24 protein-coding genes are annotated in these 23,820 nt (G+C 67.1%); 4 read left to right on the top strand and 20 right to left on the bottom strand.

Annotated features, from left to right (window positions below; genetic code table 11):
• The first annotated feature begins 69 nt into the window (after positions 1–69).
• The gene (locus tag QP609_RS05980; RefSeq protein ID WP_111205789.1) at positions 70–672 is read left to right on the top strand and encodes a DUF937 domain-containing protein; all 603 of its coding nucleotides are present in this window, start codon (positions 70–72) and stop codon (positions 670–672) included.
• Positions 673–710: 38 nt separating this feature from the next.
• Here the strand turns inward: QP609_RS05980 and QP609_RS05975 are convergent, their stop codons facing one another.
• On the bottom strand, positions 711–1,118 hold the full coding sequence (locus QP609_RS05975; RefSeq protein WP_069117404.1) for an RNA-binding S4 domain-containing protein: 408 nt from the start codon (positions 1,116–1,118) through the stop codon (positions 711–713).
• Between the two features lie 9 nt (positions 1,119–1,127).
• Entirely contained in the window at positions 1,128–1,367 is a 240-nt protein-coding gene (locus tag QP609_RS05970; protein ID WP_014646407.1) for a hypothetical protein, read from the bottom strand.
• A 62-nt stretch (positions 1,368–1,429) separates the two neighbouring features.
• Here QP609_RS05970 and QP609_RS05965 point away from each other — a divergent pair, with 62 nt between their 5' ends.
• The gene (locus tag QP609_RS05965) at positions 1,430–2,890 is read left to right on the top strand and encodes an MATE family efflux transporter (RefSeq protein ID WP_289213878.1); all 1,461 of its coding nucleotides are present in this window, start codon (positions 1,430–1,432) and stop codon (positions 2,888–2,890) included.
• A gap of 69 nt (positions 2,891–2,959) precedes the next feature.
• On the opposite strand, the gene QP609_RS05960 is transcribed toward QP609_RS05965, so the two are convergent.
• The 10 genes from QP609_RS05960 to ffh form a co-directional block, all read right to left on the bottom strand.
• Complete coding sequence (locus QP609_RS05960) at positions 2,960–3,367, bottom strand: DUF1801 domain-containing protein (protein ID WP_197621606.1); 408 nt, start codon at positions 3,365–3,367, stop codon at positions 2,960–2,962.
• 38 nt (positions 3,368–3,405) lie between these two features.
• Complete coding sequence (locus QP609_RS05955; protein WP_032956352.1) at positions 3,406–3,840, bottom strand: DUF1801 domain-containing protein; 435 nt, start codon at positions 3,838–3,840, stop codon at positions 3,406–3,408.
• Between the two features lie 79 nt (positions 3,841–3,919).
• The gene (locus QP609_RS05950; RefSeq protein ID WP_032956354.1) at positions 3,920–4,300 is read right to left on the bottom strand and encodes a DUF6404 family protein; all 381 of its coding nucleotides are present in this window, start codon (positions 4,298–4,300) and stop codon (positions 3,920–3,922) included.
• Positions 4,301–4,382: 82 nt separating this feature from the next.
• The gene (rplS, locus tag QP609_RS05945) at positions 4,383–4,784 is read right to left on the bottom strand and encodes a 50S ribosomal protein L19 (protein ID WP_005415736.1); all 402 of its coding nucleotides are present in this window, start codon (positions 4,782–4,784) and stop codon (positions 4,383–4,385) included.
• A gap of 154 nt (positions 4,785–4,938) precedes the next feature.
• On the bottom strand, positions 4,939–5,697 hold the full coding sequence (gene trmD / locus QP609_RS05940; RefSeq protein WP_046429552.1) for a tRNA (guanosine(37)-N1)-methyltransferase TrmD: 759 nt from the start codon (positions 5,695–5,697) through the stop codon (positions 4,939–4,941).
• 8 nt (positions 5,698–5,705) lie between these two features.
• Complete coding sequence (gene rimM / locus QP609_RS05935; RefSeq protein WP_010483256.1) at positions 5,706–6,218, bottom strand: ribosome maturation factor RimM; 513 nt, start codon at positions 6,216–6,218, stop codon at positions 5,706–5,708.
• A 44-nt stretch (positions 6,219–6,262) separates the two neighbouring features.
• Positions 6,263–6,523 (bottom strand): 30S ribosomal protein S16, encoded by a 261-nt coding sequence (rpsP, locus tag QP609_RS05930; protein ID WP_005415733.1) that lies wholly within the window; start codon positions 6,521–6,523, stop codon positions 6,263–6,265.
• Positions 6,524–6,634: 111 nt separating this feature from the next.
• A complete protein-coding gene (locus QP609_RS05925; protein WP_134808640.1) occupies positions 6,635–7,447 on the bottom strand; it encodes an aminotransferase class IV family protein in 813 nt (270 codons plus the stop codon).
• A complete protein-coding gene (locus QP609_RS05920) occupies positions 7,444–8,520 on the bottom strand; it encodes a nitronate monooxygenase (RefSeq protein WP_169410908.1) in 1,077 nt (358 codons plus the stop codon). Before QP609_RS05920 ends, QP609_RS05925 begins: the two co-directional genes overlap by 4 nt.
• Before the next feature lie 127 nt (positions 8,521–8,647).
• Positions 8,648–10,024, bottom strand: coding sequence for a signal recognition particle protein (gene ffh, locus QP609_RS05915; protein ID WP_005408591.1), 1,377 nt, complete (start codon positions 10,022–10,024; stop codon positions 8,648–8,650).
• A 122-nt stretch (positions 10,025–10,146) separates the two neighbouring features.
• Here ffh and ccsA point away from each other — a divergent pair, with 122 nt between their 5' ends.
• A complete protein-coding gene (gene ccsA, locus QP609_RS05910; RefSeq protein WP_014646399.1) occupies positions 10,147–10,941 on the top strand; it encodes a cytochrome c biogenesis protein CcsA in 795 nt (264 codons plus the stop codon).
• 100 nt (positions 10,942–11,041) lie between these two features.
• Here the strand turns inward: ccsA and QP609_RS05905 are convergent, their stop codons facing one another.
• The 4 genes from QP609_RS05905 to radA all read right to left on the bottom strand — a co-directional run bounded on the left by QP609_RS05905 (position 11,042) and on the right by radA (position 17,343).
• Entirely contained in the window at positions 11,042–11,506 is a 465-nt protein-coding gene (locus QP609_RS05905; protein WP_197621721.1) for a hypothetical protein, read from the bottom strand.
• A 107-nt stretch (positions 11,507–11,613) separates the two neighbouring features.
• Positions 11,614–13,923, bottom strand: coding sequence for a tetratricopeptide repeat protein (locus tag QP609_RS05900; protein WP_197621722.1), 2,310 nt, complete (start codon positions 13,921–13,923; stop codon positions 11,614–11,616).
• Positions 13,924–13,971: 48 nt separating this feature from the next.
• Positions 13,972–15,831, bottom strand: a complete 1,860-nt coding sequence (locus QP609_RS05895; RefSeq protein ID WP_014646396.1) for an ATP-binding protein — start codon at positions 15,829–15,831, stop codon at positions 13,972–13,974.
• 135 nt (positions 15,832–15,966) lie between these two features.
• Complete coding sequence (gene radA / locus QP609_RS05890; RefSeq protein ID WP_014646395.1) at positions 15,967–17,343, bottom strand: DNA repair protein RadA; 1,377 nt, start codon at positions 17,341–17,343, stop codon at positions 15,967–15,969.
• A gap of 149 nt (positions 17,344–17,492) precedes the next feature.
• Between radA and QP609_RS05885 the strand changes: the two genes are divergently transcribed.
• A complete protein-coding gene (locus QP609_RS05885) occupies positions 17,493–19,550 on the top strand; it encodes a bifunctional diguanylate cyclase/phosphodiesterase (protein WP_049404407.1) in 2,058 nt (685 codons plus the stop codon).
• 220 nt (positions 19,551–19,770) lie between these two features.
• Here the strand turns inward: QP609_RS05885 and cyoD are convergent, their stop codons facing one another.
• Genes cyoD through cyoA form a run of 4 tightly spaced genes read right to left on the bottom strand, consistent with a single transcriptional unit; the run spans position 19,771 to position 23,787 of the window.
• Complete coding sequence (cyoD, locus tag QP609_RS05880) at positions 19,771–20,112, bottom strand: cytochrome o ubiquinol oxidase subunit IV (RefSeq protein WP_005415725.1); 342 nt, start codon at positions 20,110–20,112, stop codon at positions 19,771–19,773.
• The gene (cyoC, locus tag QP609_RS05875) at positions 20,112–20,750 is read right to left on the bottom strand and encodes a cytochrome o ubiquinol oxidase subunit III (RefSeq protein ID WP_014646393.1); all 639 of its coding nucleotides are present in this window, start codon (positions 20,748–20,750) and stop codon (positions 20,112–20,114) included. Before cyoC ends, cyoD begins: the two co-directional genes overlap by 1 nt.
• Positions 20,747–22,744, bottom strand: coding sequence for a cytochrome o ubiquinol oxidase subunit I (gene cyoB, locus QP609_RS05870; RefSeq protein ID WP_032956371.1), 1,998 nt, complete (start codon positions 22,742–22,744; stop codon positions 20,747–20,749). Before cyoB ends, cyoC begins: the two co-directional genes overlap by 4 nt.
• 2 nt (positions 22,745–22,746) lie before the next feature.
• Positions 22,747–23,787 (bottom strand): ubiquinol oxidase subunit II, encoded by a 1,041-nt coding sequence (gene cyoA / locus QP609_RS05865; RefSeq protein WP_014646391.1) that lies wholly within the window; start codon positions 23,785–23,787, stop codon positions 22,747–22,749.
• Between the last annotated feature and the right edge of the window lie 33 nt (positions 23,788–23,820).

Raw genomic sequence — 23,820 nt, 5'->3', positions numbered from 1 at the left:
GCGGCGTCGCCGTTTTAACGGTCTGCGTCGTACCTTCTGCACGCCCAACCCCAATCAAGGATTCCGCAGATGAGCCTGACCGACGAACTTCTCGCCAAGTTGCAGGGCGCCCCGCTGCAGCAGGTATCGCAGCAGCTCGGCATCAGCGATACCCAGGCCTCCGGTGCGATCAGTGCCGCGCTGCCGGTGCTGATGGGCGCGCTGGGCAACAACGCCTCGCAGCCGCAGGGCGCACAGGCGCTGCTCGGTGCACTGCAGAACAACCACAGCGGCCTGGACCTGAGCAGCGTGCTCGGCTCGGTACTGGGCGGCGGTGGCGGTGGCGCCGCCAGCGACGGTGCCGGCATCCTCGGCCACATCTTCGGCGGCAGCCAGCAGAAGGTGGAAACCGGCCTGGCCCAGGCCACCCAGCTCGACAGCGGCCGTACCAGCCAGCTGCTGCAGATCCTCGCACCGATCGTGATGGCCTTCCTCGCCCAGCGCCTCGGTGGTGGCCAGGCCGATGCCGGCTCGCTCAGCCAGGCCCTCGGCCAGGAGAAGCAGCAGGTGCAGCAACAGGGCGGCCTTGCCGGCGGCCTGCTTGGCAGCGTGCTGGACCAGGACGGTGACGGCCAGCTCGGCGTGGGCGATCTGCTGAAGATCGGCGGCAGCCTGCTGGGCGGCAAGCGCTGAGCCAAGGCGGCGCCGGACCCGGTCTGGCGCCCTGCAACTTACAACGCGTCGATATCGCCGAGCGCGCGGATCAACCGCCGTGCGCGTTTGTCCGGCTTGTGCTCCGGCGGCTGGAAACCATCGCGTGCGGCGATGCGCAGCGCCCGCTGCTCGGCGCGGCGGGCCCTGGAGGCCTCACTCTCGGCATACAGCTGCTGCGCCGCCGGCGCCGGCCCGCGCTGATCGCTCAGCCCCAGCACCTGGATCTCGAAATGCTCCTCGCCGCGTTCCACCTGCAGCTGCTCGCCGACGCGCACCGCGCGTGAGGATTTCGGGCGCTGCCCAGCCACGCTGACCTTGCCGGTCTCGATGGCCTGCTTGGCCAGGCTGCGGGTCTTGAAGAAACGGGCCGCCCACAGCCAGATGTCCAGGCGGACACTGGGCGGCAGCGGGGAAAGCTCGGTCATCGGCAGGGACTACTCCGTTCGCTTGTTCAGGGGACGCGGGTTGTCGGGGTCGGTGCGGCAGCCGCTGCCCCCGATCAGGGTGGGTACGCCGGCAGAAAGATCCTGGCGCTGGCTGCCGACCAGGCACTCGGGCCGGTCGGTGGGCCGCACCTGGGTATCGCCCAGCCGGTCACCTGTCGAACATGCGGCCAGTACGACGCTGATCAAGGCCAGCGCCAGGCTCCACTTCACCTGCAGTCGTTGATGCATTGCCACATCCCGCAAACCGGCTTGGTGCTAGTGTGCGCCTCCCGGGATTCGATCACCACTCCATGGCCAAAGCGCCGCTTGACCTGACCTCCGGCCCGATCGGCCGCAATCTCCTGCTGTTTTCCCTGCCGATCCTGGCAGGCAACATCGCGCAGTCGCTGAACGGTTCGGTGAATGCGGTCTGGGTCGGGCGCTTCCTCGGTGAGGCGGCACTGACCGCCACCGCGAACGCCAACAACATCATGTTCTTCCTTATCGGCTCGGTGTTCGGCTTCGGCATGGCTTCGACCATCCTGATCGGACAGGCGATCGGCGCGCGCGACATCGCGCAGGCGCGGCGCGTGGTCGGCACCAGTGCCACCTTCTTCATCGGCCTGTCGGTGATCATCGCCATCGCCGGCTGGTTCATGGCCCATCCGCTGCTGGCAGCGATGGGCACGCCGGCCGCCTCGCTGCCATTGGCCGAGGCCTACCTGCAGATCATCTTCCTGGCGATGCCGACGCTGTACGCGTTCGCCTTCCTCACCGCCGCCCTGCGCGGTGCCGGTGATTCGCGCACGCCGTTCCGCTTCCTGATGGTATCGGTGGCACTGGACATCGTGCTGAACCCGGTACTGATCTTCGGGATGGGGCCCTTCCCCGCGCTGGGCATCGCCGGCTCGGCCTGGGCCACGCTGGTCGCGCAGACGTTGTCGCTGGCCGGCCTGCTGCTGTACATGCGGCACAAGCGCCACACCCTGTGGCTGGGCCGCGCCGACCTGCGCTTGTTCAAGCTCGACATGACCATCCTCAAGGCGCTGGTGGTCAAGGGCGTGCCGATGGGCCTGCAGATGGTGCTGATTTCGCTGTCGGTGATCCTGCTGATGACCATGGTCAACCCGTACGGCACCGACACCGGCGCGGGCTACGGTGCTGCCCTGCAGCTGTGGAACTACCTGCAGATGCCGGCGATGGCGATCGGTGCGGCGTGTTCTTCGATGGCCGCACAGAACGTCGGTGCGCAGCGCTGGGACCGCGTGCGCGGTACCGCACGCCAGGGCGTGCTGTTCAACTTCCTGCTGACCGGCGCGCTGATCCTGCCGTTGGTTGTGTTCGATCGCCAGCTGCTGGCGCTGTTCCTGCCGCCGGCCAGCCAGGCGCTGGACATCGCCCGCCACCTCAACCATGTGGTGATCGGCTCGTTCCTGTTCTTCGGCGTCAGCTTCGTGATCTCCGGCGTGGTGCGCTCCACCGGCGCGGTGATTCCGCCACTGCTGATCCTGGCCGGCTCGCTGTGGGGCGTGCGCGTGCCGTTCGCCGAACTGCTGCAGCCGTACTGGGGCGCCGATGCAATCTGGTGGAGCTTCCCGGTCAGCTCGCTGGTGTCGATGCTGCTGTCGCTGGCGTATTACCGCTGGGGCGGCTGGCGCAAGGCGAAGATGATGGGCAAGCCCTCGCATGCCGAAGAACTGGCGACGCCGTCGGAGATTCCGGCCTGTCCGCCGTCGCCGGTGGCCGACCCGGATGCCGCACCGCCACGGTAGTGCCGGCCGCTGGCCGGCAACCTCACACCTCTCCAGCAGCATCGCGCAACAGCCGGCCAGCGGCCGGCTCTACCGTTTCTTCTTCGCCGCATTGAACGCCGCCGCTGCGCGCAGCAGCGCCTTGAACGCAGCGGCATCCGGCATCGCACCTTCATGGATGTCGATCGCACGCCGCGTGTTGCCCTCCAGGCTGGCGTTGAACAGGCCCTTCGGGTCCGCCAGCGCCGCACCGTTGGCGAAGGTCAGTTTCACTACCTGCTTGTAGGTTTCGCCGGTGCACAGGATGCCGTTGTGCTCCCACACCGGTGTACCGCGCCACTTCCAGGCTTCCTGCACGTCCGGCAGCGCTTCATGGATCAATGCACGCACGCGTGCCAGTGTTTCACCGCGCCAGTCTGCCAGCTCGGCGATGCGTGCATCGATCAGTTCGGCCGCCGGTGTTCCGGCATCGGCCGGGTTGGGGGCATGCGTAGCCATCAGGAGCTCTCGTCGGGAAAGGAATGAGAAAGTCGGGGTTACATGCGCTCGCCGGGCAACGCGGCGGCCTGGCGCACCCAGTCGAGGAACTGTGCCTCATCCAGCGCGCCATCCTGTGCGATATGCAGGTAGCGCGTATCGGCACTCCTGGACGGCTCGGGCGGCATCGGCTTCAGCACCGCGCCACGAAAGAACGCCACCTTGATGTAGCGGGTGAAGCAATGGAAGCTGAGAAACCAGCCTTCGCCCGGCGCCACCGCATACATCGGCGAGTTCCACTTCACCGCCTTGTGCACGCCGGGTACGGCCCGTTCGATCAACGCATCCAGCTGTGCGCCGACCGGGCGTTTCCAGTCCGGCATGGCGGCGATGTATGCCTGCACCGGAGCATCGCCCTCGCCCTTGGCGATCCGGGGGTTGCCGCCGGACAACAGCGTGGGCGCGGTGGAAGGTGCGGTTCGCTTGGCAGGCATCGCACGGCACGTCCATCGGGATGAAACCGCAGCCTAGCGCGGCCCGTAGCCAGCGGTCACGGCGCAGTGCGCCATCGGCTCAGTCCGCCTGCCGCGCCCGGAACTGGCGCCAATCCGGCAGCTTGCGGTGGCGGCGCAGCGAGCGCATCAGCGCCGCCATCACAAGGCCGAACAGCGCGCCGGCCACCAGACCGGCCACCAGCAACAGCACCAGCGGACGTTCGCTGCCCTGCCACAGCATCAGCCACATCAGCGCGGTCCAGAACAGCCCGAACAGCAGGCCCTGCACCAACGCGTTGGTGCCAAAGCCGGCCAGGATCGGTGGCGGCAGTGCGATGCCCAGGCGCCACAACAGGCGATGCAGCAACGGCGCCGATTGCACGCGTGCCAGCCCCTTGCCGTCGAGGAAGCGCAACGCCGACTGGATCACGGCCGGATAGCGAAGGTTGATGTCGTTCATCACCTGATCGTGGCCGATGCGATGCCGGAAACGCAAACGGCCACCCGAAGGTGGCCGTCGCGGCAACAACCGAAGTTGTTTATCAGGCCTTGTCGGCCAGACGGGCAGCCTTGGCGGCAGCAGCGGCAGCCAGGTCTTCCTTGATGCGGGCAGCCTTGCCTTCCAGGCCACGCAGGTAGTACAGCTTGCCGGCGCGGACCTTACCACGACGCTTCACTTCGACCGAGTCGATGATGGCGCTGTGGGTCTGGAAAACGCGCTCGACGCCGTAGCCGTGCGAGATCTTGCGGACGGTGAACGAGGAGTTCAGGCCGGCGTTCTTGGTGGCGATGACGACGCCTTCGTAGGCCTGCACGCGCTCGCGGCTGCCTTCCTTCACCTTCACGTTGACGACAACGGTGTCGCCCTGGCTGAACTTCGGCAGTTCACGGGTGATCTGGGCGGATTCGAATTCCGCGACGATGGACTTGTTCAGCTTGCTCATGGGTTACACCGATTCTTGTTCGGGTGGGCGTGTCGTATCGACAACGTAGGCTCATGCAGTCACCGGACTGTGCTGCACGTTTGTTTTGGGTACTGCGCGCGCCGACCAGGGTCGACGGGAATTGGCCATGATAGCCGATAAAGCCGACCCTGCGCTAGGGGCTGGCCTTCTGGTTCCGGGCCTGACGGCCCTGCTCCAGCAGTTTGCGGTCGGCCTTGCCCAGTGCCTGTTCATCCAGCAGGTCCGGGCGCCGCTCGGCGGTCCGGAGCAGCGACTGCTGGCGGCGCCAGGCGGCGATGGCCGCGTGGTTGCCCGAGCGCAGCACGTCCGGCACGTCACCCAGCGGGTGCTGGGCCGGCTGGCTGTAATGCGGGCAGTCGAGCAGGCCGAGGTCGCCCTCGAAGCTGTCCTGCGCCGCCGATTCGGCGTCGTTCAGGGCACCGTCCTGCAGGCGGGCCACGGCGTCGATGATCACCGCCGCGCCCAGTTCACCCCCGGACAGCACGTAGTCGCCGAGGGAGATCTCCTCGTCGACATTGGCCTCCAGGAAACGCTCGTCGATGCCCTCGTAGCGGCCGCAGAGCAGGACCACGCGCGGCAGCGCCGCCAGTTCCCGCACCTTGGCCTGGGTCAGCGGCGCCCCCTGCGGGCTGAGGTAGATCACGCGCGCCGGGGTCGGATCAGCCTCACGGATCGCCTGCAGGCAGGCCTGCAACGGCTCGATCAGCATCACCATGCCCGGGCCACCACCGAACGGACGGTCGTCCACGCGGCGGTAGTTGCCTTCGGCGTAATCACGGGGGTTCCAGCCGTGCAGGCTGAACAGCCCCTTCTCCTGCGCGCGCCCGACCACGCCCAGTCCGGCGGACTGGGCGAGGAACTCGGGGAACAGGGTGATGACGTCGAAACGCATGCTCACGCTCAGAACTCGGGATCCCAGTCGACCACGACCAGGTTGGCCTCGAAGTCGACCGACTTGACGAAGTCCGGCTGCACGAACGGAATCATCCGCTCGCGGTCACCGCGGACCACCACCACGTCGTTGGCTCCGGTGCTGAACAGGTGCGAGACCTGGCCCAGGGCAACGCCCTCGGTGGTCTTCACGTCCAGGCCTTCCAGGTCCACCCAGTAGTACTCATCGGGCTTCGGTGGCGGCAATGCACTGCGGGCCACGTAGATCTCGGTGCCGTGCATCGCTTCGACGGTATCGCGGTCCTCGACGCCGGGGAAACGGGCGACCAGGTGCTTGCCGCTGTCGCGGCCACGCACACCTTCAATCGTGGTTTCCACGCCGGACGGGCTGCGCACGATCCACGGCTGGTAACGGAAAATGGCGGAACGTGGCTCGGTCCAGGACTCGAGCTTGATTTCGCCGCGCACACCAAAAGCGCCGACAACCCTGCCCAGCAGGATGCGGCGCTCGATATCTTTCATCTGCTTCAACCAAGAGGGCCACGCCGAAGCGTGGCCCGTCAGGATCAGGCCGCAGCGGCCTGGGACTTGGTCGCTTCCTTGATCAGGTTGCGGACCTTGTCGGTCGGCTGGGCGCCGTTCTTGACCCAATGGTCAACGCGGGCCAGGTCCAGCTCGATGCGCTTCTCGGCGCCCTGGGCAACCGGGTTGTAGAAGCCAACGCGCTCGATGTTGCGGCCGTCGCGCGCGCTGCGCACGTCGGTGACGATGATGTGGTAGAACGGACGCTTCTTGGCGCCGCCGCGGGTCAGTCGAATCTTGACCATGGTGTTTTTCCTATTGCCCAGTCGCCAGGATGGCGAGGTAAGCGGGCGATTATAGCGGCAGAGCCCGGCCGAGCCAACCCCGGGGGAACTCGCCCGGGGTCCCGCCCGGGGTCAGAACCCTTTTGCGCCGCAAAAGGGATCTGACCCCAATCTGTCCCAAGGCACCGCCGCCAGCACTGCCCTGCCCCGTTCAGCCAAGGCCTGCGAGCCAGACAGCACGTGCCCATCGATGGCGTCCAGCGCCCATAGGCCGCTGGCGTTGCAGGCAAAAGCGGCCTTCACACTGTCCAGTTCAGCCAGCGCCAACGGCCGCGTCAACTGTGCGCCGGGCCAATGCTGCTTCAGCAACGTTTCGGCGGTCCCGCGCAGGGCCGGCGCCTGCGGCCAGAGCAGCCGTTCACCATCGTGCACGGCCAGGTTCCAGGTGCTCCCTTCACTCACGTCGCCATCGGCGGTTACGAACAGCACATCGTCGAATCCTTGCGCCATCGCCGCGCGCCGCTCGGCAAACAGGCCAAACGTGCCCACATGCTTGATCTGCGGCATTTCGCGCTGCCAGGCCACGCTGCGCACGCGCTTGGGCGCGGCCAGGGCCACCGGCGCTGAAACTGCCACCAGCACGTCCACCGGCACGGCCGCCAGCGGATTGCGGAAATCGAAGCGGCGCGAGTACACCGTCACCCGCAGCGAGGCATCGGCCAGGCCGGCCTGCCGCAGCGCCTGCGCCATCCACGCCTGCACCTGCACCGTGTCCAGTTCGCTGCCGAACAGTTCGCGCGTGGCCTGCGACAGCCGCGCCAGATGCAGGTCCAGCCCCTGCACTGCACCACCACGCACCTGCAGCGAGGTGAAGTGGCCGTAGTTCACCAGCGCCGGCAGCAGGTCCGCCACCTGCGCCGGCTGGCCATTGCAGGTGACCCTCATCGCAGCAGCGCCTGCGCCTGTTCCCACATGCCGCGCAGCACGTCGGCGGCCGGCTGTGCAGGCGCCATCCACGCCGACTGCCCGGCCCAGGCCTGCATCGCCGCCAGGCGATTTTCCTGCGCCGCCTGCCTGCGCATCGGGGCTGTCAGGCCGCGCTGCACCGGGTACGGGCGCGGCGCAGGGGCGCCTTCGGCAGCAGCGGCGCGCACATACGCGGTCGCCAGGCCACGGCCAAGGCGGCCGCTGAACGCGCGCGTCGGCCAGGTATCTTCCGGTTCGCTGGCGGCCAGCCCATCGGCCCACGCCGACGCGATCGCCGCCTCGGGCGTGCGCAGGAAGGCGGTGCCGATCTGGACGGCGCTGGCCCCCAGGGTGAGTGCGGCAGCAATGCCACGGCCATCGGCGATGCCACCGGCAGCGATCACCGGAATCTGCAGGTGATCGGCCAGGCGCGGCAACAGCGCGAACAGCCCGACCAGCTGGCGTTCGGCCATTGCCGGATCAAACGCACCGCGATGGCCACCGGCCTCCATGCCCTGCGCCACCACGGCGTCGGCACCGGCGTCCTGTGCGGCACGCGCTTCGGACAAGGTGGTCGCGCAGGCGATCCAGGCAATGCCGGCGTCCTTCAGCTGCTGCACGTGGCGTGGCAGCAGCACGCCCATGATGGTCGAGGCCACCGCCGGGCGTGCCGCAAGCAACGCAGCGAACTGTTCTTCGAAATCGGCAGGCGTGGCGTCGGCGGCGCTGGCCGGCACGTCCGGGCCCCACTGCGCGAGGAAAGCGCGGCTGGCGGCCTCGGCAGCGACATCACGGCTCGGTGCGGGGTCCGGCAGCCACAGGTTCACCTGCGCCGGGCCGGTGGAGGTCGCGCGGAAGTCCTCCATCCAGCGACCGATATCGGCCGACGACGACAGCACCGCGCCCATCGCCCCCATGCTGCCGGCATTGGCCAGCGCGGCGGACAACGGTACGGGGCAGGCACCGGCCATCGGTGCCAGCAGGATCGGAACGGAAATGCCAAAGCGCCGGCAGAACGCCTCGACGCGGGAAGTTACAGCGGAACTCTGCATGACGGCCCATCGTTTCGGACAGGCCCCCATGGTGCGCGCGGGACAGGGGAAGAGTCGAGCCTGCTGCTGCGCGCCGCCGCCCGAGCGTGAGCTCGGGCGCTACATCACACTGCGGACGGGGCCGTCATCAACGGAACGGCATGCCGCGGCCGCCCATGGCGCCCATCATGCCCTTCATGCTGCGCAACATGCCCTTCATGCCACCGCCGGCCATCTTGCTCATCATCTTTTCCATCTGCATGTACTGCTTCATCAGCTTGTTGACGTCGGCCGGGGTCACGCCCGAACCCTTGGCGATGCGCGCGCGGCGCGAGCCGTTGAGCAGGTTCGGGTTGCGCCGTTCCTTCTTGGTCATCGAGCTGATGATGGCGATCATGCGCGGCACTTCCTTGCCCTGGCTGACCTGCTGCTTCAGGTGGTCGGGGATGTTGCCCAGGCCCGGCAGCTTGTCCATCAGGCCGCCGATGCCGCCCATGTTCTGCATCTGCTCGAGCTGGTCGCGCATGTCGTTCAGGTCGAACTTCTTCCCCTTCGCGACCTTCTCGGCCAGCTTGGCGGCCTTGTCCTTGTCGACCTGCTGCTCCACCTGCTCGACCAGCGACAGCACGTCGCCCATGTCGAGGATGCGGCTGGCGATGCGGTCCGGATGGAACACGTCCAGGCCTTCCGGCTTTTCGCTGACACCGACGAACTTGATCGGCTTGCCGGTGATGTAGCGCACGCTCAGCGCGGCACCGCCGCGGGCGTCACCGTCGGTCTTGGTCAGCACCACGCCGGTCAGCGGCAGCGCATCACCGAAGGCCTTGGCGGTGTTGGCCGCGTCCTGGCCGGTCATGGCGTCGACCACGAACAGGGTTTCGGCCGGGTTCACGGCAGCGTGCAGGGCCTTGATCTCGGCCATCATCGCTTCGTCGATGGCCAGGCGGCCGGCGGTATCGACCAGCAGCACGTCGACGAACGACTTGCGCGCGTCGTCGATGGCGGCGCGGACGATGGCCTCCGGCTTCTGGTCGGCGCTGGACGGGAAGAACAGCACGCCGACCTGCTCGGCCAGGGTCTTCAGCTGCTCGATCGCGGCCGGGCGGTAGACGTCGGCCGAAACCACCATCACCTTCTTCTTGCGCTTTTCCTTCAGGTGCTTGGCCAGCTTGCCCACCGTGGTGGTCTTGCCGGCGCCCTGCAGGCCCGCCATCAGGATGATGGCCGGAGCGGGCACATTGAGGTTCAGGTCGCTGGCCTCGGCACCCATCACCGCGGTCAGCTCGTCGCGCACGACCTTGATCAGGGCCTGGCCCGGGGTCAGCGACTTCAGCACTTCCTGGCCGACCGCGCGCACCTTGATGCGCTCGATCAGGGCCTGCACCACCGGCAGCGCGACGTCGGCTTCGAGCAGCGCGATGCGTACTTCGCGGGTCGCCTCGCGGATGTTCTCCTCGGTCAGGCGGCCGCGGCCACGCAGGCGCTCGATGGTGCCGGAAAGGCGCTGGGTCAGGGACTCGAACATGCGGCGCAACCTGTCTGAAAGCGGGGGACAATAAGGCAGACAGTATAACGGGTCCGGCTGTCCGCCCGGACTGCGACCACCGGGCCGTCGCCAGCATCACAGGGGTATGCGAAACTGCAACGATGACAATCGTTCTCATCGCCGTCCTGCTCTACCTGGCTGCCAGTGCCCTGCTGGTGCGCGCGCTCGGCCGCGATGAAAGCACCGGCTCCCCCACCTGGCTGTGGCCGGCCCTGCCAGCGATGCTGCTGCATGGCGGTTACCACGTGATGGTGGCGATGCGCACCAACGGCGGGCCGGACATGCACTTCTTCGCCGCGCTGTCGCTGGTCGGCCTGGGCATGGCCTGGCTGACCTCGCTGGTGGGCGCGCGCGGCCGCATGTCGGCGCTGGGCGTGGTGGTGTTCCCACTGGCCGCGGTACTGCTTCTGGCCTATCACGGCTACGGCCACGAGCCGAGCAAGGTGCTGGGCTGGCGCCTGGCCAGCCATGCCTGGCTGGCGCTGCTGGCCTACGCCACGCTGAGCATCGCCGCGCTGCTGGCGATCATGCTGTGGCTGCAGGAACGCGCCCTGCGCCGCCGCGAGTTCCGCCCGTGGCTGCGCGCGCTGCCACCGCTGGCCGACCTGGAATCGCTGCTGTTCCGGGTGATCACGGTCGGCTTCGCGCTGCTGACCCTGACCCTGGTCACCGGCGTGCTGTTCGTCGACGACCTGCTGGCGCAGAAGCTGGTGCACAAGACCGTGCTGAGCGTGCTGTCGTGGATCGTGTTCGGCGTGCTGATGATCGGCCGTCGCCGCTACGGCTGGCGCGGCATGAAGGCGGTGCACTGGACGCTGGCGGCAATGCTGTTGCTGCTGCTGGCGTTCTTCGGCAGCCAGTTCGTGATCGAACTGGTGTTCGGGCATTCGCGATAAAGGCATGCCGACCAACGGTCGGCACCCACCCCAACATCACCGGGTAGTGCCGGCCGCTGGCCGGCAACTGAACCGCACCATGCGCGGATGCTGCCGCCGATCAGGGAATCGACTGCGCCAGGATCTTCCGCACCGAGCGACCGCTGTTGGTGAGGATGTCATCGACCTGCCAGCAGCCCTGGCCCTGGCGCACCATCGGCAGACGGGTCACGTAGGCCTTCTTCCATACCGCATAGCGCATCTCGACCTGGCCGGCAGTGGCCGAGGCCTCTTTCCAGCGGTAACGCACCGGGGTTTCAATGTCGCCGTCCTGCGCATCCAGCCACGGGTCGGAATCGATCGTGCAGATGCCCTCTTCGCGCTGCTGGCAGGCACGCTCGCCACGCAGTGCCTTGCCGAACGCCGGGCTGACCAGCGCGGGCGGTGGCTCCAGCAGGTCACCATTGCCGGTCGTGGCCTCGAACAAGGCACGGGCAACGGCCATGGGTTCCTGGCAGGCCGGTGCGGCCTGCACGGTGGGGGCCAGCAGCAGCCCGGCGATCACGAACATCCCTGTCTTTCGCATGTATTCCATTCCCTGGTGGTGATGATGATCCGTTGTAGAGCCGAGCCCATGCTCGGCTGCTTTCCGCGTGGGCCGAGCGCAGGCTCGGCTCTACAGGAGCGTGCAGCTTACAGCCCGTAACGCTCGATCACGTCCAGATGCGGCTGGCGGTCCTGGTCACAGGCTTCAGCCAGGCGCAGCCAGCAATGCGGATGCGGCCACGTCGCGGTGTGCTGCTGGAGGAAGCGGTGCAGCGCCAGCGGCGCATGGTCCTGCGGCTGGGCGACGGTGAACAGCAGGCCGGGCAGCGTGCCCTCCTCCCTATCGGGGTCGGTGACGGTGTAGTCCGGGCGGCTGTGCGACCACACCTTCCAACCCTGCGCTTCGGCCGCCTCGACGAAGGCGTTCCACGCCTCTTCGCCCGGGTGCGCGCCATCGATCATCCAGCTGCGGGCGAAGCCGCCGCGCTCCAGCACATGCACCTGCGCATAGGTCGGGATGAAATGCTCGCGCGCTTCCTCCTCCTCCTCGGGTGCCGGATGCACCAGTGCGGCATCGAACACCACCCAGTCGCCCACCTGCTGGGCGCGGTTGGACGGCGCATTCTCGACGATGCGCGCGGTCACCGGGCCGCTGCGGCGGGCGTAGTACTCCATCGGCTCGCCGTTCTCTTCGCTGCGGATGATCACCCAGCCCCATGGCTCCTCGACCACACCTTCCTGGCTGGACAGCTCCATGCCGATCGCCGCGGCCGAGCGGCGCACCGCGTCCCAGTCGCGCGCCGCGCTGGCCGCACTCATGTGGTCCCAATGCGCGGCGTTCGGCTCGTCCAGCAGCTCCACCAACTGCGCATAGCAGGCCTGGGCCTCGCTGAAGCGGCCGGTTTCCATGTACATGCGCGCCAGCGTGCCGCGCGCGCCGTGCGAGCCCGGAGACAGCTCCAGAAGCGATCGGGCCGCCTGCTCCAGCGCCGGCCAGTCGGACACCCGGCGTGCGCGCTGCACGTCGCACCAGTGCGCGAACACCGGCACGCTGCTGCGGTAGACCTCGGCCAGCTGGCGCAGGCCGTCGTCGTCCCCCTGCTCGGCCAGCCAGCGCATCAGCGTGTAGGCTGCGGGACCATCGTTCTGCGCATGGCTGCGTACGAACCGCCACAACAGCGCTCGCGCCTCGGCCTGCGCGCCGCAGGCGCTCAGCGCCGAGGCGGCCATCTCGGCCAAGGCCTCGTCATCGGGCAGCTGCGCCTGCGCCTGCAGCAACCACTGCGCCTCGCGCTCGGGGTCGCGCGCCTGGTTCTGTTCACCCTGCGCGTCCAGCCATGCCAGCAGCTCGCCGGCCGGCACCGGCAGCGGTGCGACATCCGGCAATGCATCGATGCGTGCCGCCAGGCCGGCCACCAGCGCTGCCGCCCCCCGGTCCTGGCGCAGCTGCGCCAGATGGGTGCGGGCCAGTTCCAGCTGGCGCAGCGCCACCCAGCGCGCACCACGCTGCAGGGCAAGCTCCAGGCTCAGCGCTGCCACTTCGATCAGCAGGCGATGCGATCCGACCCGGGCGAAGTGCTCGATGATCGTGTTGAAGCGCGTGCCCAGGTCCCACGTATTGCGCGCAGGGTCACGCTGGCACAGCGCTGCGGCGGTGTTCGCCCACAGCCGCCAGTAATTCGGGGTCAGCTCGCTCCACGGCACCAGCTGCTGCAGCGCTTCTTCGTCGCGGCCCAGCTGGGCCAACGCCCATGCCTTGGACAAGCGGCGCGGCACCGTGCAGTTGGCCGGCTCGTACTCCCCGGAGGCGGCCACTTCGGCTTCGCGCTTCTCGATCAGCGCCAGTGCCTCGTCGGCGCGGCCGACAGCGAGCAGGATCTTGATCTGCATCTCCGGGAAGCTGTCGAACACTTCCTTGCCACAGGCCTCCACGGCGTCGGCCTGCGCCTGCAGGTAATCCAGCGCCTCCTGGCCACGGCCATCGTCGAGCAGCGCATCGGCTTTCTCGCAGCTCAGGCACTGGAAGCAGGCCCAGCTGGGATCGATGCGGCCGAGGGTCTCGTCGCACACCTCGATGCGCTCGGGCACCCAGCCCGGGCCATCGATGTTGCCGTAGCAGGCGGCCAGGTCCTGGGTCACGCAGATCGACTGCGGGCATTCCAGGGTGTCTTCGCGGTGTGCCCGCTCGAACAGCGAAACGGCTTCGCCAAGTGCGCTCTCGCCTTCAACACGGTTGCCGACGCGGTTGCGCAGCGCCCAGTGGCCGACGTAGACGTCGACCCAGGGGTTGTCGAGCGCCTTGCCCAGTGCGCGTGCTTCGGGCAGCAGTGCATCGACGCGGTCGATCTGCAGTTCACTGACCTCGTCGGCGAGGCGGTTCAGCAGGTGCGCGTTCTGCGCCTGGCCGGCCTGGCGCAGGTCGCCCTGCAGTTTTTCGACCCAGTTCCAGATGTCCATGGGGTAAGTACTCCTGTCTAGCGAAGGCTGGATGAGAGGGCGCGGTGCTCAGCGCAGCATCTGCTGCAGAGCACCGGCGATATCGGTAAAGGCGCCGTTGAGATCCGGGCCCTGCGTGGCGGTCGTTGCCCGGGCCAAGGGACGGCCCTGCGCAGCGACGATGATCTTCAGCGAGCGCAGCAGGCGTGCCGCCGCTTCGGCCTGCGGGTGGCCCTCGCGCTGGGCGCGCAGCAGCGCCTGCACCGCCGGGTTGTCGAGGTTGAGGTACAGCCGCGAGGGTGCGCGCGATTCGATGCGTGCGGTGAACTGGCGCGCCAGGCGCAGCGCCGCCATCGAAACGCGCTTGTCGTTCTCGTCGTCTTCCAGGCGCTGCTTCAGTTCGGCCTCGCGGTCGGGCACCACCACCACCGGCAGTGCTTCCGGGCTGAAACGCGCCGGCAGCAGCTGCTCGCCATCACCCAGCTGTTCGCGCAGCCATGCGAGCTGCGCGTCGTCGAGGCTGTCATCGCTGCGGAACAGTGCGCGATTGCCCTGCTCGGTGCCGAGTTCAACCAGGCGCAGGCCCTTGGCCTGGGCCCAGCGCCGCAGGAACGGCACCACCGCGTAGCGATGGCCATGCGCGACCGGCACCCCCATCGCGCGGAACAGCATCTCTTCGAAGCCACCGCCATTGTCGAGGATGACATGCACGGCACCGCGCGCCGGCAGGGCACTGGCCGGCAGGTCGCCCTGCGAGGTCGGCACGCGCACATGCTCCATCAGCAGGTCGAACAGGCGGTCATCGCACAGCGCCGCGCCCAGCAGCGCCTCGTTGTGGCGGCTCAATACGCGTCGCCACGCCTCCGGCTGCTGCCGCGCAACGTCGGCCAGACCATCGATCAGCGCCTCCAGCAAGGCATGTTGCACAGCGCGGTACTGGTCATCGCGCTGCAGGTCTTCGCGGCTGGCGGTGGGAGTCAGCCGCGAGGATTCGATCACCCCGCCGATGAAGCCGGCCCACGGCGGCAGCAGGTCACGGGCATCGTCATCCAGCAGCATGCCGCGCACGAACACCGACAGGTTGCGGTTGTCGCTGGTGCCATAGGTGGCACCATCCTGCACCCACAGCAGGCCGGTGGCATCGCTGTTGCCGTCGGCCCGCAGCGGCACGGTGACGATCGGCTCGAAATCGTGTTCGAAGCGCGCGGCGAACTGCAGTGCCTGGCGGCGTGCCTGCACCGGGTGCACGGCCACGTCACCCTGCCCCCGCCACGGCGGCGGCTCGGGGTTGAGCGCTTCGGTCGCAGCACCGATGAAGATCGGTTCGGACAGCAGCGCGCAGTAGCGGCCCAGCACCTCATGCAGGCGCGCCTCGTTGGCCAGTGGCAGGAAATCCGGATGCAGTTCCAGTTCCACCTCGGTGCCGACCGCGCGTGCCGGCACTTCGCTGACGGTGTACTGCTCGGCATTGCTGGACACGTACAGATGGCCCAGCTCCGGCGTCTGGTACGAGGTGGTACGCACGCTGACCCGGCGCGCCAGCACGAAGGCCGACAGGAAGCCGAGGCCGAACATGCCGATCAGGCCTTCATCATCCTCGCCGCCCTGGCGCAGGCCACGGGTATAGCCGACGCCGACGGTGGCCAGGTAGTCGTGGATCTCCTGGCGGGTCAGGCCGGCACCGGTATCGGTGATGCGCAGCACGCCGGCACCGGCATCGACCTGCACCGAAATGCGCGAAGGCACCTGGACGCCGGGCTGCTCGATGCGGCGGCGGATGATCGAGTCGTGCGCGTTCTGCACCAGTTCGCGCAGCGCCACCACCGGGGTGGAATACAGGTGCTTGCCCAGCACCGTCATCAGTCCATTGAGATCGACCCCGGCACGACGGATCTCGGCGTTGGGGGCGGTGAGCGCGGTGTCCTGCATGTAATCGTTTACTCCTGGGCACGGAAAGGCGCCAGAGGGCGCCTTCGTCGAGCGGGAAAAACTAGCACAGCCAGCCTGACCGTTGCCGTATATGACGTATGTGGAGGCAGGCCCCGCAGCAGTCCCCCCAGTGCCTCACGCCGCGTCGATGGCCTCGGACAGGCGCTCCACCGCGATCACTTCCATGCCTTTCACCGATCCGCCCTTGGGCGCATTGGCCTTGGGCACGATGGCGCGCTTGAAGCCATGGGTGGCGGCCTCGCGCAGGCGGTCTTCGCCATTGGGCACAGGTCGGATCTCGCCGGACAGGCCCACCTCGCCGAACGCAATCGTCTTTTCCGCCAGCGGCCGGTCCTGCAGCGACGACAACACCGCCAGCAGCACCGGCAGATCGGCCGCGGTCTCCTGCACGCGGATGCCACCGACCACATTGACGAACACGTCCTGGTCGCCGACCAGTACGCCGCCATGGCGATGCAGCACCGCCAGCAGCATGGCCAGGCGGTTCTGCTCCAGGCCGACCGCGACACGGCGCGGATTCGACAGCGGCGACGCATCGACCAGCGCCTGCACCTCGACCAGCAGCGGCCGGGTGCCCTCGCGGGTGACCATCACGCAGCTGCCCGGCTGATGGGTGCTGCCGCCGGACAGGAAGATCGCCGATGGGTTGGAGACCTCCTTCAGGCCCTTGTCGCCCATCGCGAACACGCCCAGTTCGTTGACCGCACCGAAGCGGTTCTTGAACGCGCGCAGCAGGCGGAAGCGGCTGCCGCTCTCGCCCTCGAAATACAGCACCGCGTCGACCATGTGCTCGAGCACGCGCGGGCCGGCGATGCCGCCCTCCTTGGTCACGTGGCCGACCAGGAACACGGCGGTGCCGGTCTCCTTGGCGAACCGTACCAGCCGCGCCGCGCTCTCGCGCACCTGGCTGACCGATCCCGGCGCAGCGGTCAGGCTCTCGGTCCACAGGGTCTGCACGGAGTCGGCCACGATCAGCCGCGGGCCGGCCTTGGACGCATGCTGCAGGATCGATTCGACCCCGGTCTCGGCCAGCGCGTTGACCCCGTCCAGCGGCAGCTCCAGGCGGTGCGCGCGGCCGGCGACCTGCGCCAGCGATTCCTCGCCGGTGACGTACAGCACCGGCAGTTCGGCCGCCATCTTCGCCACCGCCTGCAGCAGCAGGGTCGACTTGCCGATGCCCGGATCGCCACCGACCAGCACCACCGCGCCCTCGACCAGGCCGCCGCCCAGCACCCGGTCGAACTCGCCGATGCCGGTGGAGACCCGGCGATGCTCGGTCTGCTCCACGTCCTTCAGGGCGGTGATCTTCGGCGGGTCGATCTTGCCGGCCCAGCCGGCCCGGCGCGAAGCCGGCGCCTTGGCCGCCGCCGCGCTTTCCAGCACGATCTCCGACAGCGAGTTCCAGGCGTTGCACTCGGTGCACTGGCCCTGCCACTTGCTGAATTCGGCGCCGCATTCATTGCAGACGTAGGCGGTGCGGGCTTTTGCCATCGGATGATTTCCAGCAACGGGAACAGGCGTGGCAGGATAGCCGAGCCGGGTCGCAGGTGCTGCGACCACTCAAGTCCTGCCCACCTGCGCCGATAGGGGTCGCGGGCGTGCGCCTTGCGGGCGCCCCTCCCTCCCCCACTGGATTCATCATGACTGGCAGCTACAGTCAGAGCCTGGTCATCATCTCCCTGCTGGTGGCCATTCTTGCTTCGTACACGGCGCTGGACATGGCCGGGCGCCTGGCCACGGCCGAGGGTCGCGTGGCCCGCTGGTGGCTGGCCGGCGGCGCGGCGGCCATGGGCCTGGGCATCTGGTCGATGCACTTCATCGGCATGCTCGCCTTCGACCTGCCGATTCCGGTGGGTTACGACCTTGGCATCACCCTGTACTCGCTGGCGGTCTCGATCGGCGCCTCAGCCTATGCGCTGTGGCTGGTGTCGCGGCCCAGCCTGCCGTGGCGCCGGCTGCTGGCCGGGGCCGTGCTGATGGGCCTGGGCATCGCCACCATGCATTACCTGGGCATGGCGGCGATGCGCATGCAGCCCGGCATTGACTACCACCCGGGCTGGTTTGCCGCGTCCATCGCGGTGGCCATCGGTGCCGCCGGCGCCGCACTGTGGATCGCCTTCCGCCTGCGCGCCGAGCGGCGCAACACCCTGCTGCTGCGCGCGCTTGCTTCGCTGGTGATGGGCCTGGCCATCGTCGGCATGCATTACACCGGTATGGCGGCGGCGCGCTTCCCCGAAGGCAGCATCTGTGGCGCCGTCGGCAGTGGCGGCATCGACACGCGCTGGCTGGCGGTGCTGGTGATCGTCACCACCGTGGCCACGCTGGGCATCGCCCTGGTCGCCTCGCTGTTCGACCGGCAGATGCGCGTGCGCACCGGGCTGCTGGCCGATTCGCTGGCGCACGCCAACGACAAGCTGATCCAGGCCGCGCTGCACGACCCGTTGACCCAGCTGCCCAACCGCATGCTGCTGCAGGACCGCATCGAGCAGGCCATCGAGAAGGCGCGGCGCCGCAACCATGCAGTGGCGGTGATGTTCTGCGACCTGGACGGCTTCAAGGCGGTCAATGATGCGTACGGCCACCAGCTCGGCGACCGCCTGCTGGTGGCGGTGGCACAGCGCATCGGCGGCCAGCTGCGACCGCAGGATACGTTGGCCCGCCTCGGCGGCGATGAGTTCGTGATCGTGCTGGCCATCGACATTCCCGACGATGCGGTGGTGGTGGCCGAGCGCATCATCGCCGCGGCCGGCGAACCGTTCCTGCTGGATGCGGCCGAACTGCAGGTCAGCGCCAGCCTGGGCATTGCCCTGTACCCGGATGACGCCGGCAACGAGCGCGAGCTGATGGCCCACGCCGATGCGGCGATGTACCACACCAAGGAAACCGGGCGGAACGGCTACACCTTCTTCACCCCGTCGATGCAGCTCAGTGCCAACCGCCAGCTGCGCCTGCTGCAGGACCTGCGCAAGGCCATCGCCCGCGACGAACTGATCCTGCATTACCAGCCTAAGTTCCCTGCCGCCGGCGCACCGGCCACCGGGGCCGAAGCGCTGCTGCGCTGGCAGCACCCGGAGCTGGGACTGCTGGCGCCGGACGTGTTCATCCCCATTGCCGAGCGCAGCGGCCTGATCCTGCCGATCGGTGACTGGGTATTGGACCGCGCCTGTGCGCAGCTGCGGGCATGGCACCAGGCCGGGCATACGGAATGGACAATGGCGGTGAACCTCTCGCCGCTGCAGTTCGCCTCGCCGGCACTGCTGGACAGCGTGCGCGAGGTGCTGCACCGGCACCGGATCGAACCGGCGCGGCTGACCCTGGAGATCACCGAGACCACGGCGATGAAGGACGTCGATGCCAGCCTCGCGATTCTCAACGACCTGACCGCGATGGGCGTGCACATCGCCATCGATGATTTCGGCACCGGCTATTCCAGCCTGCTGTACCTCAAGCGCATGCCGGCCACCGAACTGAAGATCGACCGTGCGTTCGTGCACGACCTGGAGCGCAATGACGAGGACGCCGCCATCGTCTCGTCGATCATCGCGCTGGGCCGCACCCTGCAGCTGCAGGTGGTGGCCGAGGGCGTGGAGACGCAGGCGCAGCGCGAGTACCTGAGCGAACTGGGGTGTGATCAGTTGCAGGGTTACCACCTGGGTCGACCGATGGACGCCGAGGAATTCCTGCGCCGGGTGGGGTGAGGCGCCAGGTCCGGGGTCAGATCCCTTGCCGCAGGCAAGGGATCTGACCCCATCCACGCATGGCGTGGATCTCCTGGTAGAGCCGGCCGCTGGCCGGCTTCGCGTAATTGCCGGCCAGCGGCCGGCACTACCAGCCTGGTGGGTGCACGAAACGCGCAACCACAGCAAACAGAAAGGCCGCCCGAGGGCGGCCTTTCTGCGTGGCAACGTCGCGAGGACGTCAGTGCATCATGTGCACGTTCATGTTGTGCATGACCCACAGGGTACCGATCACGATGATGCCGATCACCACAACGGTGAAGGCCGCAGCGTTGACGTTCCAGCGGCTTTCCGAAGAGCGGTCCAGATGCAGGAAGAACACCAGGTGGACCAGCATCTGCAGCACCGCGGTGACCGCTATCACCACACCGTTGACGGTGCGCGAGAAATCACCCGACATCACCATCCAGAACGGGATGACGGTCAGCACCACCGCCAGCACGAAGCCGATCAGGTACGACTTCACGCTGCCGTGGCTTTCGCCGCCGGTGCCGTGGTCGTGTGCGTGGTTGTCATGTGCCATTACAGCGCTCCATTGAGGTAGACGACGGAGAACACGCCGATCCAGATCAGGTCCAGGAAGTGCCAGAACAGGCTCAGGCACGCCATGCGGGTCTTGTTGGTCGGGGTCAGGCCGTACTTCTTCAGCTGCACGAACATCACCAGCAGCCACAGCAGGCCGGCGCTGACGTGCAGGCCGTGGGTGCCGACCAGGGCGAAGAACGCCGACAGGAAGGCACTGCGGTCCGGACCGTAGCCCTGATGGATCAGGTGCTGGAACTCATAGACTTCCATGCACATGAAGCCGAAGCCCAGCAGCCAGGTAACCGCCAGCCACAGGAACATCTGGCCAACCTGCTTGCGGTGCATGGCGATCATGCCCAGGCCGAAGGTCAGCGACGAGGTCAGCAGCAGCGCGGTTTCCCACGCCACGAACGGCAGTTCGAACAGGTCCTTCGCGGTCGGGCCACCATCGGTACCGCCTGCCAGCACCACGTAGGTGGCGAACAGCGAGGCGAAGATGAGGCAGTCGCTCATCAGGTACACCCAGAAACCGAAGACGGTGTTGCCGCCGGTGTCGTGGTGCTCGTGGTCGTCATGGCCATGGGCCGCCGCGTGCGCGGCGTGCCCGTGGCTCAGGGTCGAGGTATTGGTGCTCATGCCTTCAGCTCCGACTTCACCAGGCCCTGGGCTTCCAGGTGCTTGCGGTGTTCGTTCTCGATGCGTTCCACCTCGGCGGCCGGGACCCAGTAGTCCACGTCCTGGTCGAAGGTGCGGTAGATGAACGTGGCGATCATGCCGACGAAGCCGACGATGGCCAGCCACCAGATGTGCCAGATCATCGCGAAGCCGAACACCAGGCTGAAGGCACCGATGACAACGCCCGTGCCGGTGTTGCGCGGCATGTGGATGTCGGTGTACTTGGCCGGCTTCGGCCAGGCTTCACCGCGCTGCTTGCGCTCCCAGAAATCGTCCAGCTCGGTGACTTCCGGCAGCGTGCCGAAGTTGTAGAAGGCCGGCGGCGAAGAGGTTTCCCACTCCAGCGTACGGGCATCCCACGGGTCGCCGGTCAGGTCGACGGTCTTCTTGCGGTCGCGGATCGAGACGGCCACCTGGATGATCTGACACAGGATGCCGGCGCCAACGATGAAGGCACCTGCGGCGGCGATCAGCAGCAGCGGCTCATAGGCCGGGTTGACCGTGCTCTGCAGGCGACGGGTCATGCCCATGAAGCCCAGCACGTACATCGGCATGAAGGTCACGTAGAAGCCGATGAACCAGCACCAGAACGCGCACTTGCCCCAGAACTCATTGAGGCGGAAGCCGAACATCTTCGGCCACCAGTAGGTGATGCCGGCGAACATGCCGAACACCACGCCGCCGATGATGACGTTGTGGAAGTGGGCGATCAGGAACAGGCTGTTGTGCAGCACGAAGTCGATGGCCGGGATCGCCAGCATCACGCCGGTCATGCCGCCGATGACGAAGGTGACCATGAAGCCGATGGTCCACAGCACCGGGGTGGTGAAGTGCACGCGGCCGCGGAACATGGTGAACAGCCAGTTGAAGATCTTCACGCCGGTCGGGATCGAGATGATCATCGTCGTGATGCCGAAGAAGGCATTGACGTTGGCACCGGAGCCCATGGTGAAGAAGTGGTGCAGCCACACGATGAACGACAGCACGCCGATGCAGGCGGTGGCGTAGACCATGCCCTTGTAGCCGAACAGCGCCTTGCGCGAGAAGGTCGCGATGACTTCGGAGAACACACCGAACGCCGGCAGGACCAGGATGTACACCTCCGGGTGACCCCAGATCCAGATCAGGTTGATGTACAGCATGGCGTTGCCGCCACCGTCATTGGTGAAGAAGTGCGTACCCAGGTAACGGTCCAGGGTCAGCAGCACCAGGGTGATGGTCAGCACCGGGAAGGCAGCGACGATCAGCACGTTGGTCACCAGGGCGGTCCAGGTGAACACCGGCATCTGCATCAGCTTCATGCTGGGGGTACGCATCTTCAGGATGGTGATGAAGAAGTTGATACCGCTCAGCGTGGTACCCAGGCCTGCGACCTGTAGACCCCAGATGTAGTAGTCCATGCCGACGCTTGGACTGTATTCGATGCCCGACAGTGGCGGGAATGCCAGCCAGCCGGTGGCAGCGAACTCACCGATCCACAGCGACAGCATGATCAGCACCGCACCGGACACGAACAGCCAGAAGCTGAGCGAGTTGACGAACGGGAACGCGACGTCGCGCGCACCGATCTGCAGCGGCACGGCCAGGTTCATCAGGCCGGTGATCAGCGGCATCGCCACGAAGAAGATCATGATCACGCCGTGGGCGGTGAAGATCTGGTCGTAGTGGTGCGGCGGCAGGTAGCCCTCGGAGCCACCGACGGCGATGGCCTGCTGGGTACGCATCATGATGGCGTCGGAGAAACCGCGCAGCAGCATGACGAAGGCGACGATGAGGTACATCACGCCGATCTTCTTGTGATCCACCGAGGTGAACCACTCCTTCCACAGATAGCCCCACAGCTTGAACTTGGTGATCAGGGCGACGACGCCCAGGCCACCAAGAACCGCGCCGATCAACGTCGTCAGGACGATCGGATCGTGGGGGATCGACTCAAGAGAGAGTTTTCCCAACATGTTCATTCTCCCGAACCCGCGTGGCCGGCATGGCCTGCATGTTCGTGTTCGTTGGCATCCAGGTTTTCACCCGATTCCTTGGAATCATGCGCGTCACTGGGGGCATGGCCCTCGTGCGCTTCATGGGTGGCGGCATCGGCAGCGGCGGCACCGGCATGCGAGTGCTTCATGCCGTAATGCTTGTTGTCGCCCATGTGCTTGGCGATGACCCAGTCGAACAGGCCTTCTTCGGTCTTGCCGAAGTAGGTGACCGGATACCACTCGGCGTTGCGTGCTTCACCCAGCGCCTTGAACGAGGCCTTGTCCAGGGTCTGCTCACCGGCGCGGACCTGGTCCAGCCACTGGCGGTATTCGGCATCGGTGACCGAGTAGGCGGTGAAGTGCATCTTGGCGAAGCCCGCGCCGCTGTAGTGCGAGGACATGCCCGGGAATTCGCCGGTCTCGTTGGCGATCAGGTGGAGCTTGGTCTCCATCGCAGCCATCGAGTAGATCATGCTGCCCAGGTGCGGGATGAAGAACGCATTCATCACCGAATCGGACGTGATCTTGAAGTTCAGCGGCGTGTTGACCGGGAACTTGATTTCGTTGACGACCGCCACCTTCTCTTCCGGATAGATGAACAGCCACTTCCAGTCCAGCGAGATCGCCTCGATGGTGACCGGCTTGACGTCCGAATCCAGCGGACGATACGGGTCCAGTGCGTGCGACGAACGCCAGGTCAGGACCGCCAGCACCAGCACGATCATGCAGGGAATGGACCACACCACCACCTCGATCGCCGTCGAGTGGGACCACTTCGGCTCGTAACGGGCCTTGGTGTTGGAGGCGCGATACTTCCACGCGAACGTCAGGGTCATGATGATGACCGGGATGACGACCAGCAGCATGAGCACGGTGGCTGTGATCAGCAGGGTCTTCTCATCCTGGCCGATCTGGCCCTTCGGACTGAGGATGGCCACCGCATCGCAACCGGTGAGCATCACCAGCAACGACAGCAGCAGGCCCGGGCGCAACCAGCGCCCAAGGGTTTTCAACGGAATCATCGGTCGATCCAATTGCGAGGGAATGCCGTTCCC

Origin of the sequence: Stenotrophomonas sp. 8(2023) (genome assembly GCF_030345295.1) — a bacterium.
Lineage (GTDB): Bacteria > Pseudomonadota > Gammaproteobacteria > Xanthomonadales > Xanthomonadaceae > Stenotrophomonas > Stenotrophomonas muris.
The sequence above is the reverse complement of the archived record's forward strand: the minus strand, read 5'-3'. Positions and strand labels throughout refer to the sequence as shown.

Excerpts from the sequence above, each read along its gene's own strand:
- QP609_RS05980 (WP_111205789.1), top strand. The coding sequence starts at position 70 with ATGAGCCTGACCGACGAACTTCTCGCCAAGTTGCAGGGCGCCCCGCTG.
- QP609_RS05975 (WP_069117404.1), bottom strand. The coding sequence starts at position 1,118 with ATGACCGAGCTTTCCCCGCTGCCGCCCAGTGTCCGCCTGGACATCTGG.
- QP609_RS05970 (WP_014646407.1), bottom strand. The coding sequence starts at position 1,367 with ATGCATCAACGACTGCAGGTGAAGTGGAGCCTGGCGCTGGCCTTGATC.
- QP609_RS05965 (WP_289213878.1), top strand. The coding sequence starts at position 1,430 with ATGGCCAAAGCGCCGCTTGACCTGACCTCCGGCCCGATCGGCCGCAAT.
- QP609_RS05960 (WP_197621606.1), bottom strand. The coding sequence starts at position 3,367 with ATGGCTACGCATGCCCCCAACCCGGCCGATGCCGGAACACCGGCGGCC.
- QP609_RS05955 (WP_032956352.1), bottom strand. The coding sequence starts at position 3,840 with ATGCCTGCCAAGCGAACCGCACCTTCCACCGCGCCCACGCTGTTGTCC.
- QP609_RS05950 (WP_032956354.1), bottom strand. The coding sequence starts at position 4,300 with ATGAACGACATCAACCTTCGCTATCCGGCCGTGATCCAGTCGGCGTTG.
- rplS (WP_005415736.1), bottom strand. The coding sequence starts at position 4,784 with ATGAGCAAGCTGAACAAGTCCATCGTCGCGGAATTCGAATCCGCCCAG.
- trmD (WP_046429552.1), bottom strand. The coding sequence starts at position 5,697 with ATGCGTTTCGACGTCATCACCCTGTTCCCCGAGTTCCTCGCCCAGTCC.
- rimM (WP_010483256.1), bottom strand. The coding sequence starts at position 6,218 with ATGAAAGATATCGAGCGCCGCATCCTGCTGGGCAGGGTTGTCGGCGCT.
- rpsP (WP_005415733.1), bottom strand. The coding sequence starts at position 6,523 with ATGGTCAAGATTCGACTGACCCGCGGCGGCGCCAAGAAGCGTCCGTTC.
- QP609_RS05925 (WP_134808640.1), bottom strand. The coding sequence starts at position 7,447 with ATGAGGGTCACCTGCAATGGCCAGCCGGCGCAGGTGGCGGACCTGCTG.
- QP609_RS05920 (WP_169410908.1), bottom strand. The coding sequence starts at position 8,520 with ATGCAGAGTTCCGCTGTAACTTCCCGCGTCGAGGCGTTCTGCCGGCGC.
- ffh (WP_005408591.1), bottom strand. The coding sequence starts at position 10,024 with ATGTTCGAGTCCCTGACCCAGCGCCTTTCCGGCACCATCGAGCGCCTG.
- ccsA (WP_014646399.1), top strand. The coding sequence starts at position 10,147 with ATGACAATCGTTCTCATCGCCGTCCTGCTCTACCTGGCTGCCAGTGCC.
- QP609_RS05905 (WP_197621721.1), bottom strand. The coding sequence starts at position 11,506 with ATGCGAAAGACAGGGATGTTCGTGATCGCCGGGCTGCTGCTGGCCCCC.
- QP609_RS05900 (WP_197621722.1), bottom strand. The coding sequence starts at position 13,923 with ATGGACATCTGGAACTGGGTCGAAAAACTGCAGGGCGACCTGCGCCAG.
- QP609_RS05895 (WP_014646396.1), bottom strand. The coding sequence starts at position 15,831 with ATGCAGGACACCGCGCTCACCGCCCCCAACGCCGAGATCCGTCGTGCC.
- radA (WP_014646395.1), bottom strand. The coding sequence starts at position 17,343 with ATGGCAAAAGCCCGCACCGCCTACGTCTGCAATGAATGCGGCGCCGAA.
- QP609_RS05885 (WP_049404407.1), top strand. The coding sequence starts at position 17,493 with ATGACTGGCAGCTACAGTCAGAGCCTGGTCATCATCTCCCTGCTGGTG.
- cyoD (WP_005415725.1), bottom strand. The coding sequence starts at position 20,112 with ATGGCACATGACAACCACGCACACGACCACGGCACCGGCGGCGAAAGC.
- cyoC (WP_014646393.1), bottom strand. The coding sequence starts at position 20,750 with ATGAGCACCAATACCTCGACCCTGAGCCACGGGCACGCCGCGCACGCG.
- cyoB (WP_032956371.1), bottom strand. The coding sequence starts at position 22,744 with ATGTTGGGAAAACTCTCTCTTGAGTCGATCCCCCACGATCCGATCGTC.
- cyoA (WP_014646391.1), bottom strand. The coding sequence starts at position 23,787 with ATGATTCCGTTGAAAACCCTTGGGCGCTGGTTGCGCCCGGGCCTGCTG.